Here is a 12,080-nt window from a genome sequence, read left to right as displayed (position 1 = left end):
CGGACCGGCTGCGCGGCTGCGCGCCGCGGCCGGTCCGGCCAGTGGGGGCGCCGGTGCCGCGGGGGCGAGCGGCACGGGGCCCGGGGGAGGGAGGCGGCGCGGGGACGGTCCGGTACGGCCGAGGACCCGAGGTGTGTCGCCGTGCCCGCCCTCCGCGGCACCCGCCGGGGGGCGGGGGCGGCCGCGGCGCGGTACGTCGCGAACGTTCTCGGCCGTACGGACCGGGCCGCGCGGGGAACGGGACGCGGAGGCGGCCCGGTTCGCGTGTTCGCCACGGTTCATCTGCCGCCTCCTGACGTTCTACCTGGGGCTTTGCCGCCCGAGTACCTGCCGTTCACCCTGCGTCACGATCTCGTTGCGTTAGGTACCCTCGCGTCATGCGCGCGTAAACCGGCCCCCAGGCAAAGAATCAAGATCGCGAAGGGGCCTTTGCCTCCGCGTTGCCCCGCCGGCCCGCGGGTCCGGTCCCCCGGGACGGCGCAGCAGGTGCCGGGCGAGCGCGACGCCGGCCAGCAGGGCGACGAGCAGGCACACGGCCGTCCAGCCGAACCGCGTGCAGGCGGCCGCTCCGAGCCACGATCCGGTGCTGCCGCCGAGGAACGCGCACGTCATGTAGGCGGTGTTGACGCGGCTGCGGGCGTCCGGGCGCAGCGCGAAGATCCGCGCCTGGTTCGCGATCATGCCGGACTGCAGCGCGACGTCCAGCAGCAGCGTCCCGGCGCCGAGCGCCGCGAGCCCCGGCGCTCCGCCGAGGGCGCCCAGCGCCAGCACCCCGGCCGCCGCGAGCGTCCCGGTGATCGCGAGGAGGCTGACCGGGTCCGGGCCCCGCCGGTCCACCCGGCGTCCCGCGGCGGGCATCGCGGCCATGGTGCCGGCGCTGACCAGCGCGAGGACGCCGACCGCCTGCGCCCCGAGCCCGTACCCGGGGCCCGTGAGATACAGCGCGAGGCCCGTCCAGACGGCCTGGAACCCGCCGAAGAGCGTCGCCTGGTAGAGGCACGACCGCCGCAACTCCGGTTCCTCGCGCAGCAGCCGCAGCGGCGCGGCCAGCAGCGCCGGGTAGGACTGCCGCGACGGCGGGACGGTCGCCGGCAGCGTGAACGCCAGCGCCGCGGCGATCGCCAGGGTGGCGACCGCGGCGATCAGGTACGGGGCCCGCCAGCCGAGCCACTCGCCGGCGAACCCGCCGAACGTGCGGGCCAGCAGGATGCCGCCGATCGAGCCGGCCAGCAGCGTCCCCATGACCGCGCCGCGCCGCTCGGCACCCACCAGGCCGGCCGCCATCGGCGCGATGACCTGCGCGACGACGGTCGTGACCCCGGTCACGGCGCTCGCGCAGATCAGCGCCGCCAGCCCGGGCGCGGCCGCCGCGCCGAGCATCGCCGCGCCGGTGACGGCGAGCATCGCCACGATCAGCGGACGGTGCGGGAACCGGTCGCCGAGCGGCACCAGCAGGAAGTTTCCGGCTCCGTACCCGAACTGCGCCGCGGTCACCACCAGCGCCGCCGAGTCCGGCGCCACGTGCAGCCCGGACGCGATGAGCGGGCTCACCGCCTGCGGGAAGTAGATGTTCCCCACGGCGACGCCGCAGGTCAGAGAGAGAAGGAAGAGCGTGCGGCGGTCGATCGAGGCGTCCGCCGCGGGCAGGGGAGAAGACAAGGATGCTCCACGTCGAGTCGACACCGGCGCGGAATCCGCGCAGGCCGGGAGAGCGGGGGATCGACCCCCCGCCGGAATCGCCTCGGCGTCGTGGAGCGGTGCCGGCCTAAGCCGCCGCGCGCCTCGTCGCCGAGACGCCGGTAGTGGCCTTGCCGGAAGCGGTGTACACGCGCGACCTCCCGTAGCGCATCCAAGATCTTCGCGCCGACCCTGGCATGCGCCCGACCCCGCCCGCAACGGGTTTTCCGTGAGCCTCAGCGCGCGTGGGGCTCGTCCATGTTCCAGGCGGCGGGCAGGTCGCCCCCGCATACGGCGCAGACGTAGTGGTCGTCCTTCACGATGTTGCGCTGGCGGCACCGCCGGCACCGTCGGAACACGATCGGGTGGGTGAACTCGGGGGGACGTTCGAGGCCGGCCCGGTCGAGGGCCGCCGCGACGGCCGTCCAGGAGGACGGGTCGGGGCAGTAGCCGGTCGACTGGTTGCTGATCTCGCTGACCGTCCAGGCGCCCCCGCTCGCGGCGAACGTGATCTCACCCGCGCCCAGCACGGGTTCGCGGCCCGCGCAGGCGACGTGTTCGCTGCGCTGCGGGGCCAGGCGCAGCGTCCCGCCCAGGTCGACCACGTAGGTGAACGGTTCCCCCGCGTCCTGCGCGGTCTGCCCCGCCAGCCAGACGGCGAGGTCGCCCGGCGACCCGATCGCCTGGCCGCGCCGCCCGGGCCGTGCCTGCTCGAGGATGTCGGCAGGGCCGACATAACGGTATTCGCGCACCCTCACCGGGCCCAGGGCAGCGCCGAAGGCGGACACGGCCGGCGCGACCGTGCGCCATGCGCATCGGCGCGGGCTGGTGAAGGGGTCACCGGCAACCACACGGCGGCCGGCGGCAGCCCGCGGACCCGCCTTCGCCATCCGCCGCGCTCAGCGCCCGCAGTTCGCTCCATGCGCCGAGCCTGCCACGTCCGGGCACGGTCGCGTCAGACCGCCCCGGTCCAGAACGGACGGCCGTCCCGGACCGGGGCGACGAGGGGTCAGGACCACTGCAGGGACGAGGACCGGTCGTTCATCAGATCGCCGATGTAGGACCGGGTCGGCTCGAACACGGTGCGGATGCCGCCGAAGTCCGGGTTCTCGAAGTGGGACACGAAGCAGTTGCCGAAGGTCATGAACGACGAGATCGTGTCGTCGAAGCCGACCGCCGCCAGGTTCGAGTAGACGAAGTCCACGTCACCAGTGGTGGCCGTGCACGGGTGGGTTCCCGTGAACACCCTGCTGGAGCCGCCGAAGTCGGCGTGTTGGTACTCGATGGAGACCACGATGGCGTCCTGGACGGCGACCCGCGCGTGCTTCTTGCCGTCGGCCGTCGAGTCGAGGTGGTGGTTGAACGTCTGGTCGGACACCGCGGCGGCCGGGTCGAGGGGAGCGTCGGCGACCCGGCCGCCGGTGGCGGCCGCGATGGCCTGGCGGAAGGTGCGGTGGCAGCTCGTCCGCCCCCGCTCGCCCAGGTGGACCACGCAGTGCCGTCCGGGCGCCTGAGCCCGCGCGCCGGTCGCCGCCGCGGCCGCCGGCCGCGCTCCGAGGGCTAACGCCGCACTGGAGTGGGCGCCGAGCACCAGCCCGGCTGCCGCCGCGATCGCGGTGATTCTGGTCGTCATGTTCATCGGATGTTCCCGCCGTTCCGCCGTTCTGGCCATCGGGGGGCGCGACCCGCGGCCGGGAGACCGTCGGTCGCTGTCTGTTGCTCGAACTTTACTGAGAGTGTTCGCGCGATGGCCTGTGGCTGGAAGGTGCCGCTTCCGTATCGCGTGATGGCGTCGGTGCTGCCGCTGCGGCTTCTCGCACCCCAGAGGCGCCGGCCGAGTCCCAGGGCGGCGGCTCGGGATGTGATCGCTGAGAGCGAACGTTGCTGCGGAAACAAAATGCTGCTCCGTTTTCTTGAGTGTGAGTGACTCAATCTTGCGGTTGGGTGTCCTACTGAGTTGGAGCTGAGCATGAGCGAGACCCTGACGCTGCCGGTGCTGCCCCTGGAGGACGGGGTCGTTCTGCCCGGCATGGTGGTGCCCCTGGACCTGTCGGAGAGCGGCGAGGTCCGGGCCGCCGTCGAGGCCGCGCGGGCGGTGGCGCAGACCAAGGGGCCGGGCATCCGGTCGGCGGCCAAGCCGCGCGTGCTGCTGGTGCCCCGGCTGAACGGGCAGTACGCCGGCATCGGCACGCTCGGCGTGATCGAGCAGGAGGGGCGGCTGCCCGGCGGTGAGCCGGGCGCGGTCGTCCGCGGCGTGCAGCGGGTGCGGATCGGCACCGGGACGACCGGGCCGGGCGCGGCGCTGTGGGTCGAGGGGACGGCGGTGGAGGCGCCGCCGGCGACCGGGCGGGCGCAGGAGCTGGCGAAGGAGTACAAGGGGCTGGTCAGCGCGATCCTGCAGAAGCGGGGCGCCTGGCAGGTCGTGGACGTCGTGCAGCAGATCGACGACCCCTCCACACTGGCCGACAACGCCGGGTACGCGCCGTACCTCACCGACGAGCAGAAGATCGAGGTCCTGGAGACCGTCGACCTCGTGGAGCGGCTCACCCTGGTGATCGGGTGGGCGCGCGACCACCTCGCCGAGCTGGACGTGGCGGAGACCATCCGCAAGGACGTCCAGGAGGGCATGGAGAAGACGCAGCGGGAGTTCCTGCTGCGCCAGCAGCAGGAGGCCATCCGCAAGGAGCTGGCCGAGCTGAACGGCGACCCGGCCGACGAGGAGGACGACTACCGGGCCCGGATCGAGGCCGCGAACCTTCCCGAGAAGGTGCGCGAGGCGGCGCTGAAGGAGGTCGACAAGCTGGAGCGGTCGTCCGACGCCTCGCCCGAGGGCGGCTGGATCCGCACCTGGCTGGACACCGTCCTCGACATCCCGTGGAACGAGCGGACCGAGGACGCCTACGACATCGCGGGCGCCCGGGAGATCCTGGACGCCGACCACGCCGGTCTCGACGACGTCAAGGAGCGCATCGTCGAGTACCTGGCCGTGCGCAAGCGGCGCGAGGAGCGCGGCCTGGGCGTCGTGGGCGGACGCAGGAGCGGCGCGGTGCTGGCGCTGACCGGCCCTCCCGGAGTCGGCAAGACGTCGCTGGGCGAGTCGGTCGCGCGGGCCATGGGACGCGAGTTCGTCCGGGTCGCCCTGGGCGGCGTCCGGGACGAGGCCGAGATCCGGGGGCACCGCCGCACGTACGTGGGCGCCCTTCCGGGGCGCATCGTCCGGGCCATCCGCGAGGCGGGGACGATGAACCCCGTCGTCCTGCTGGACGAGGTCGACAAGGTCGGCGCCGACTACCGGGGCGACCCGACCGCGGCGCTGCTGGAGGTCCTCGACCCCGAGCAGAACCACACCTTCCGGGACCACTACCTGGAGGTGGAGCTCGACCTGAGCGACGTGCTGTTCCTCGCCACCGCGAACGTGGTGGAGGCGATCCCCGGGCCGCTGCTCGACCGGATGGAGCTGGTGCAGCTGGACGGCTACACCGAGCACGAGAAGGTCACCATCGCCCGCGACCACCTGCTGCCGCGCCAGCTCGACAAGGCGGGGCTGGAGGCGTCCGAGGTGGCCTTCGGCGACGACGCGCTGCGGCTGCTGGCGGCCGAGTACACCCGGGAGGCCGGCGTCCGGTCCCTGGACCGCTCGATCGCGCGGGTGCTGCGCAAGGTCGCGGCCAACGTCGCGCTCGGGAAGGCGGCGCTGCCCGTCCGGATCGGCGCGGACGACCTGAAGGACTACCTCGGCCGGCCGCGGTTCACCCCGGAGGTCGAGCTGAGCAGGAACGAGCGCCGCACCGGCGTGCCGGGCGTGGCCACGGGCCTCGCGGTCACCGGCGCGGGCGGCGACGTGCTCTACATCGAGGCGTCGCTGGCCGACCGGGAGACCGGCGACACCGGCGTGACGCTCACCGGCCAGCTCGGCGACGTCATGAAGGAGTCGGCGCGCATCGCGCTCAGCTACCTGCGCTCGCGCGGCGCGGAGCTGGAGCTGCCGGTCGGCGACCTGAAGGACCGCGGCGTGCACGTCCACGTGCCCGCCGGGGCGATCCCGAAGGACGGCCCGAGCGCGGGCATCACGATGACGACGGCGCTGGCGTCGCTGCTGTCGGGACGCCCGGTGCGCTCGGACGTGGCGATGACCGGTGAGGTGTCGCTGACCGGGCGGGTGCTGCCGATCGGCGGGCTGAAGCAGAAGCTGCTGGCCGCGTCGAGGCTCGGCATCACCACCGCGATCGTGCCGAAGCGCAACGAGCCGGACCTGGAGGACGTCCCGGCCGAGGTGCTCGACACGATGACGGTGTTCGCCGTCAGCGACGTCCGCGAGGTGCTGGACCTGGCCCTGGAGCCCGCCACCACCCCGGTCGCCGTCTGATCGCGGCGCGCGGAACGCCCGTGCCGGGTTCGTCCCGGCACGGGCGTTCTGACTTCAATGGACTATCTGGTCGCCCGAAACCCGGGACCGTGCATGGACCGCGGCGGACGGGGCAGACCGCGCCGCGTGTTGGTCGAGATGTGGCAGCCCGCAGCAGCGGGCGAGAGGGTCCCTTGGTACGTCGTCGCCCTGCGCGCGTTGGTCGTCATCATCGCGTTGGGCTTTCTTGGCGTCTTCTTCTATTTCGCGTTCAGGCTCACGCTGACGCCCGTCCATGACAACGGGCAGGCAGGCGGGAACACCGATCCCGGCAGGTCGCTCCGGTTCTATATGGACCGCCCGACGAAGGAGGCCCTCCTCCAGATCGGCGGCAACGTGATACTCCTGGCGCCGCTGGGAGTGCTCCTGCCCCTGGTCTGGACGACCCTCCGCGGCCCCCTGCGGCTGGCGCTGGTGAGCGGCATGCTCTCGCTGGCCATCGAGACGGTCCAGGGCACGTTCGTGATGGGACGGGCCTTCGACGTCGACGACGTCATCCTGAACGTCATCGGTGTCGTGCTCGCCTACCTGCTCCTGGGCCGGCGGCTCTCCAGGACCCTCCGCGGCCGTTAGCGGGGGGTCAGGCGGAAGACCCTGAGCTGCCGCTCGGTGCGTTCCACGTAGCGGTCGTAGACGGGCCAGACGGCGGTGAGGCGAGGCCAGATCTCCTTGCGCTCGACGTCGTCCAGGAGGTGGGCGGTGACCGGGACGGTGCGGCCCTGGAAGCTGACCTGCGCGCCGGGGTTCTTCAGGAGGTTGCCCGTCCAGGCGGGGTGCTTCTCCCGGCCGAAGTTGGATCCGACGACGTACCAGCCGCCCTCCCGGTCGGGCAGGCACGCGAGCGGCGTCTGCCGTTGGAGGCCGCTGACGGCGCCGGTCGTCGTCAGCACGAGGCTCGGCACGAGGAGCTGGCCGAGCATGAGCCGTCCGCCGGTGAGCCGGTGCAGCGTCCGGTCGACGGGCGGGACGATCTTGGGCCCCACCCGGGAGAACCATTCGGCGCCCGAGACCCGGTGGAAGACCGGGCCGAAGGTGCGCTGGACGAGGGTCGGCATCGGGGCCTCCTTGGCGGCGAGCCGTCCGGCCCGGCGCGGATTCAGATGGCCGCTCTCGGCCAGCCAGCGCAGGCCGTCGGCGACGGTCTCCTCGACGGGGCGCAGCGTGAGCCCGAGGGCGTCCAGGACGGGGCGGTCGTCGGTCGGCACCAGCGTGACCATGAACTCGGCGGCGTCGCGGGTGAGCGGGTAGTCGAAGCGGCGGACGCGCTTGGCCGCGTCGAGGACGGAGCCCAGCGCGAGCATGAGGCGGCTGGGCACGCGGACGCGGCGGCACCGGACGCCGGTGAGGCGGTCGCACAGGTCGGCGTACTGCGGCCAGGTCAGGTAGTGGCCGCCGAGCACCCAGCGGCTGGGGCCCTGCCGCGCCTCGACGGAACGTGCCAACGCCTCGCCGAGGTCGCGGACGTCGACGACCGAGACGCCGCCGCCCGGAAGCGGCCACACCTTGCCGAGCGCGGCGGCGAGGCCCTCCATCAGCGCGTCCAGCGTCGGCTGGTTCGGGCCGCACACGCCGCCGGGGTAGACGATGGTGACCGGCGCGCCGTCCTCCTGGAGGCCGCGCACGTAGTGCTCGGCCGCCAGCTTGGACCGGCCGTAGTCGGTCCGGGGGCTCGCCAGGGCGCCGTCCGCGGTGATGACGGGGCCGGACGGCGGGACGAACACCGCGATCGTCGACACGTGGACCACCGGCGCCAGGCCCTGCGCGACGGCGCCGCCGACCACGTTGCGGGTGCCCCGGACGTTCACCTCCACCAGGTCGCCGGCGCCTCCGGTCACCCCGATGGCCGCGGCGGTGTGGATCGCGGCGTCGCAGCCGCGGAGCGCCTCGGCGACCGCGTCCTCGTCCAGCATGTCGCCGGGGACGAGTTCGACGTCCCCGGGGTCGACGCCGACGGCGCGCAGGACCTGCGCCGCTCTGGCAGGGTCGCGGACCAGCGCGCGGGGCCGGTGCCCGGCGGCGAGCAGGGCGCGGACGGCGTGGGACCCGACGAACCCGGAGGCGCCGGTGACGAAGATCCGCATAGGGCAAAACTAGCGCTTGGTATGCCTCCGGCGACAGCCGAGCCCCCGAGTAAGGGCCGGGATTTCGGACACCTCCATTACCGGAGAGGCGGACGGTCGGGGCGTTGACGCGTCTGGAACGCTCCATCAGACTCGTGTCTCCATCTGACCGCCCACCGGGAGGGGATCGATGAGGATCGGACTGGCCGGCGCGGGGCGCATCGGTGCGCGCCACGCCGCCGCGTTGCGAGAGTTGCCCGAGGTCGAGGCGGTGGTCGTCGCGGACGCCGCACCGGGGCGCGCCCGGGATCTGGCCGCGCGCCTGGGCGGGGGACCGTCCGAGGTCACCGCGCTGGAGACCGTCGAGGGGCTCTTCTCCGCCGGACTGGACGGCCTGGTCGTCGCGGCGGCCACGGACGCGCACGCGGCCCTGGTGGAGCGCGCCGTGGCGGCGCGAACCCCCGTCTTCTGCGAGAAGCCGCTCGCGTCCGACATTGATGGAACGTTCCAAATCGTCCGGGCGGCGGCCGGCGGCGGCGTTCCGGTGCAGGTCGGGTTCCAGCGCCGGTTCGACGCCGGGAACGCGGCGGCGCGCGAGGCCCTCGCGTCCGGGAGGCTCGGCTGGCTGCACACCGTCCGCTCGTGCAGCTTCGACCCGGCGCCGCCGCCGGCCGAGTACGTCCCCACCTCCGGCGGGCTGTTCCGCGACTGCCTCATCCACGACCTGGACCTCATCCGGTTCGTCACGGGCCGCGAGGTCGTCCGCGTGATGGCGGTGGGCGCCAACCGGGGCGACGACTTCTTCCGCGAGGCCGGGGACGTCGACACGGGTTCGGCGATGCTCGTCCTGGACGACGGGGCGCTCGGCCAGGTCTCGGCCACCCGCTACAACGCCGCCGGGTACGACGCGCGCCTGGAACTGTTCGGGTCCAAGGACAGCGTCATCGCCGGCCTGGACGACCGGACGCCCGCGACCGCGCTCCCGGACGGGGACCAGCCCAGGGCGCCCTACGGCGGTTTCATGGAGCGCTTCACCGACGCCTACGACGCCGAACTGCGGGCCTTCGCGGACGTCGTGGCGGGCCGCCGCGCCAATCCGTGCCCGCCGGAAGAGGCGCTGGAGGCGTTCTACCTCGCCGAGGCGTGCGAGCTGTCCATGCGGCAAGGGCGGATGGTGGCCGTCGAGGAGGTGCGGCGGTGAGGATCGCCGGCGCGCCGATCTCGTGGGGTGTGTGCGAGGTGCCCGGCTGGGGCCACCAGATGGAACCGGACCGGGTGCTCGCCGAGATGCGCGACCTCGGCCTCGCCGCCACGGAACTGGGGCCGGACGGCTTCCTCCCCAGGGCCGCGCAGGAGCGGGACGAACTGCTGACCTCGTTCGGCCTGGGTCTCGTAGGGGCGTTCGTGCCCGTCGTTCTGCACGACCCTGCGTTCGACCCGCTGCCCGTGGTCGAGCAGGCGCTGGACGACATCGACGGTGTCCTCGTCCTGGCCGCCGCGACCGGACTCGACGGATACGACGAGCGCCCCGTCCTCGACACCAAGGCGTGGGCGGCGCTGCTCGCGAACCTCGACGCGATCGCCGCGCGCGCCGCCGAGCGCGGCAGGCTCGCCACCCTGCATCCTCACGTCGGGACGGTCGTGGAGCGGCGCGCCGAGGTCGAACGCGTGCTGGGCGGATGCAGCATCCCGCTCTGCCTCGACACAGGGCACCTCTTGGTCGGCGGGACCGATCCGGTGTGGCTGGCGCGTTTCGCGGCGCCGCGCATAGCGCATGTCCATCTGAAGGACGTGGACGTGGGACTTGCCCAACAGGTACTCAAGGGAGACATCACGTACACGAGCGCGGTGCGGGACGGTCTGTACAAGCCGCTCGGGGACGGCGACATCGACATCCCCGACATCATCCGGACCTTGGAGGTCTCCGGTTACGAAGGCTGGTGGGTGATGGAGCAGGACACCGTCCTCACCGGCGAACCCGCGCGGGACGCCGGACCGTGCGGCGACGTCCGCAGGAGCCTCGACTACCTCGCCGGGGTGGCCCGATGACGTTCGACCTCATCACGATGGGGCGGGTCAGCGTCGACGTCTATCCGAACCAGGTGGGCACGCCGCTGGAGGACGTCGAGTCGTTCGGCAAGTACCTCGGCGGCAGCCCGACCAACGTCGCCGTGGCGGCGGCCAGGTACGGCCGCAGGACCGCCGTCGTCACACGCACGGGGGAGGACCCCTTCGGCCGGTTCGTCCACAAGGCCCTCCGGGGCTACGGCGTGGACGACCGGTTCGTCACCGCCGTCCCCGGCCTGCCGACCCCGCTGGCCTTCTGCGAGATCTTCCCGCCCGACGACTTCCCGCTGTACTTCTACCGCTACCCCAAGGCTCCCGACCTGGAGATCCGTCCGGACGAGCTCGACCTCGACGCGATCCGCTCGGCGCGCATCGTCTGGGCCACGGTCACGGGCCTCTCCCAGGAGCCCAGCAGGGAGGCGACCCTGACCGCGCTGGGGGAGCACCCCGGGCAGACCGTCATCGACCTCGACTACCGGCCGATGCTGTGGGACGACCCGTCGGAGGCCCCGCACTGGGCGGGCCTCGCCTTGGAACGGGCGAAGGTCGCGGTCGGAAACCTGGAGGAGTGCGAGGTCGCCGTGGGGGAGCGGGAGCCGCGCGCCGCCGCCCGCGCGATCCTGGCCCGCGGCCCGGAGCTCGCCATCGTGAAGATGGGCCCGGAAGGCGTCCTCGCGGCGACGGCCGACGAGGTCGTGGAGGTGCCCCCCGTCAAGGTGGACGTCGTCAACGGACTCGGCGCCGGAGACGCGTTCGGCGGCGCCGTCTGCCACGGCCTCCTCGCCGGATGGGACCTGCGGCGGCTCGTCGGGTTCGCGGGCGCCGCGGGGGCGATCGTCGCGTCCCGTATCGCCTGCTCCGACGCGATGCCCACGCAAGACGAGGTCGACGAACTCCTCAAGGAGCCACGATGAAGTACCACCTCCCCGCCGGAACCGCCGCCGAAGCCCCGTACGGGCTCGTCGTGACCCCCGAGTCGGCCGGCTGGGCCTATTCGGGGCTGCGGGTTCTGGAGCTGCCGGAAGGCGGCTCCCACACGTTCGACACCGGTGAGTTCGAGACGATCGTGCTGCCGCTGGCGGGGTCGTGCGCCGTGGAGTGCGACGGCGAGCGGTTCGAGCTGGAGGGCCGCGAGGACGTCTTCGCCCGGGTCAGCGACTTCGCCTACGTGCCGCGCGACGCCCGGGTGACCGTCCGCGGCGGCGGGCGGTTCGCGCTGGCGGGCGCCCGGTGCGAGCGGCGGCTCGCACCGCGCTACGGACCGGCGGAGAAGGTCCCGGTGGAGTTGCGGGGCGCGGGGTCGGCGAGCCGGCAGGTCAACAACTTCGGGACGCCGGAGGGGTTCCCGTTCGCCGAGAAGCTGATCGCGTGCGAGGTGCTGACGCCGGCCGGGTGCTGGTCGTCGTTCCCGCCGCACAAGCATGACGAGCAGAGGCCCGGCGAGTCGGTCCTGGAGGAGATCTACTACTTCGAGGTCGCCCGGGACGGCATGGCCTACCAGCGTGTCTACGGCTCGCCGGGACGTCCGATCGACGTGCTGGCGGAGGTCCGCAGCGGCGACGCCGTGCTGATCCCGCACGGCTGGCACGGCCCGTCGATGGCGCCGCCGGGGCACGACCTGTACTACCTGAACGTGATGGCCGGGCCGTCGCCGGAGCGCGCGTGGCGCATCTGCGACGACCCGGCGCACGCCTGGATCCGCGACACCTGGGAAGGGCAGCCGGTGGACCCCCGGCTGCCCCTGACCTCGCCGGAGGGACGCTCGTGAGACTCACCGTGGCGCAGGCGCTGGTGCGTTTCCTGTCGGTGCAGTTCAGCGAGCGGGATGGTGTGGAGCGGCGGTTCTTCGCGGGGTGTTTCGGGATTTTCGG

The 12,080-nt window shown here is 73.2% G+C and carries 10 protein-coding genes; 6 read left to right on the top strand and 4 right to left on the bottom strand.

Annotated features, from left to right (window positions below; all coding sequences use genetic code 11):
* Window positions 1-375: 375 nt before the first annotated feature.
* The 3 genes from ABWI04_RS38875 to ABWI04_RS38865 all read right to left on the bottom strand — a co-directional run bounded on the left by ABWI04_RS38875 (window position 376) and on the right by ABWI04_RS38865 (window position 3,310).
* Window positions 376-1,659, bottom strand: a complete 1,284-nt coding sequence (locus ABWI04_RS38875) for an MFS transporter (RefSeq protein WP_353835515.1) — start codon at window positions 1,657-1,659, stop codon at window positions 376-378.
* A 254-nt stretch (window positions 1,660-1,913) separates the two neighbouring features.
* Entirely contained in the window at window positions 1,914-2,435 is a 522-nt protein-coding gene (locus tag ABWI04_RS38870) for a hypothetical protein (protein ID WP_345184572.1), read from the bottom strand.
* Between the two features lie 251 nt (window positions 2,436-2,686).
* A complete protein-coding gene (locus tag ABWI04_RS38865; RefSeq protein ID WP_353835514.1) occupies window positions 2,687-3,310 on the bottom strand; it encodes a hypothetical protein in 624 nt (207 codons plus the stop codon).
* Between the two features lie 336 nt (window positions 3,311-3,646).
* On the opposite strand from ABWI04_RS38865, the gene lon reads away from it, so the two are divergent.
* Both lon and ABWI04_RS38855 read left to right on the top strand, forming a co-directional pair.
* Window positions 3,647-6,043 (top strand): endopeptidase La, encoded by a 2,397-nt coding sequence (gene lon / locus ABWI04_RS38860; protein WP_345184567.1) that lies wholly within the window; start codon window positions 3,647-3,649, stop codon window positions 6,041-6,043.
* 126 nt (window positions 6,044-6,169) lie between these two features.
* Complete coding sequence (locus ABWI04_RS38855; protein WP_345184565.1) at window positions 6,170-6,655, top strand: VanZ family protein; 486 nt, start codon at window positions 6,170-6,172, stop codon at window positions 6,653-6,655.
* On the opposite strand, the gene ABWI04_RS38850 is transcribed toward ABWI04_RS38855, so the two are convergent.
* Complete coding sequence (locus ABWI04_RS38850; RefSeq protein ID WP_353835513.1) at window positions 6,652-8,163, bottom strand: nitroreductase family deazaflavin-dependent oxidoreductase; 1,512 nt, start codon at window positions 8,161-8,163, stop codon at window positions 6,652-6,654. The two genes, ABWI04_RS38855 and ABWI04_RS38850, sit on opposite strands and share 4 nt — an antisense overlap.
* Window positions 8,164-8,332: 169 nt before the next feature.
* Here ABWI04_RS38850 and ABWI04_RS38845 point away from each other — a divergent pair, with 169 nt between their 5' ends.
* Genes ABWI04_RS38845 through iolB form a run of 4 tightly spaced genes read left to right on the top strand, consistent with a single transcriptional unit; the run spans window position 8,333 to window position 11,977 of the window.
* Window positions 8,333-9,343, top strand: coding sequence for a Gfo/Idh/MocA family protein (locus ABWI04_RS38845; protein ID WP_353835512.1), 1,011 nt, complete (start codon window positions 8,333-8,335; stop codon window positions 9,341-9,343).
* Window positions 9,340-10,191 (top strand): TIM barrel protein, encoded by an 852-nt coding sequence (locus ABWI04_RS38840; protein ID WP_353835511.1) that lies wholly within the window; start codon window positions 9,340-9,342, stop codon window positions 10,189-10,191. The genes ABWI04_RS38845 and ABWI04_RS38840 overlap by 4 nt, the downstream gene beginning before the upstream one ends.
* A complete protein-coding gene (iolC, locus tag ABWI04_RS38835) occupies window positions 10,188-11,123 on the top strand; it encodes a 5-dehydro-2-deoxygluconokinase (protein WP_345184556.1) in 936 nt (311 codons plus the stop codon). The genes ABWI04_RS38840 and iolC overlap by 4 nt, the downstream gene beginning before the upstream one ends.
* A complete protein-coding gene (iolB, locus tag ABWI04_RS38830; protein ID WP_353835510.1) occupies window positions 11,120-11,977 on the top strand; it encodes a 5-deoxy-glucuronate isomerase in 858 nt (285 codons plus the stop codon). Before iolC ends, iolB begins: the two co-directional genes overlap by 4 nt.
* Window positions 11,978-12,080 lie beyond the last annotated feature (103 nt).

Source organism: Actinomadura sp. NPDC000929 (assembly GCF_040492065.1).
Lineage (GTDB): Bacteria > Actinomycetota > Actinomycetes > Streptosporangiales > Streptosporangiaceae > Spirillospora > Spirillospora verrucosospora.
This window is presented reverse-complemented; position numbering and strand designations above follow the sequence as displayed.

Coding starts and splice junctions, on each gene's coding strand:
- ABWI04_RS38845 (WP_353835512.1), top strand. CDS start 8,333: ATGAGGATCGGACTGGCCGGCGCGGGGCGCATCGGTGCGCGCCACGCC.
- ABWI04_RS38850 (WP_353835513.1), bottom strand. CDS start 8,163: ATGCGGATCTTCGTCACCGGCGCCTCCGGGTTCGTCGGGTCCCACGCC.
- iolB (WP_353835510.1), top strand. CDS start 11,120: ATGAAGTACCACCTCCCCGCCGGAACCGCCGCCGAAGCCCCGTACGGG.
- iolC (WP_345184556.1), top strand. CDS start 10,188: ATGACGTTCGACCTCATCACGATGGGGCGGGTCAGCGTCGACGTCTAT.
- lon (WP_345184567.1), top strand. CDS start 3,647: ATGAGCGAGACCCTGACGCTGCCGGTGCTGCCCCTGGAGGACGGGGTC.
- ABWI04_RS38865 (WP_353835514.1), bottom strand. CDS start 3,310: ATGACGACCAGAATCACCGCGATCGCGGCGGCAGCCGGGCTGGTGCTC.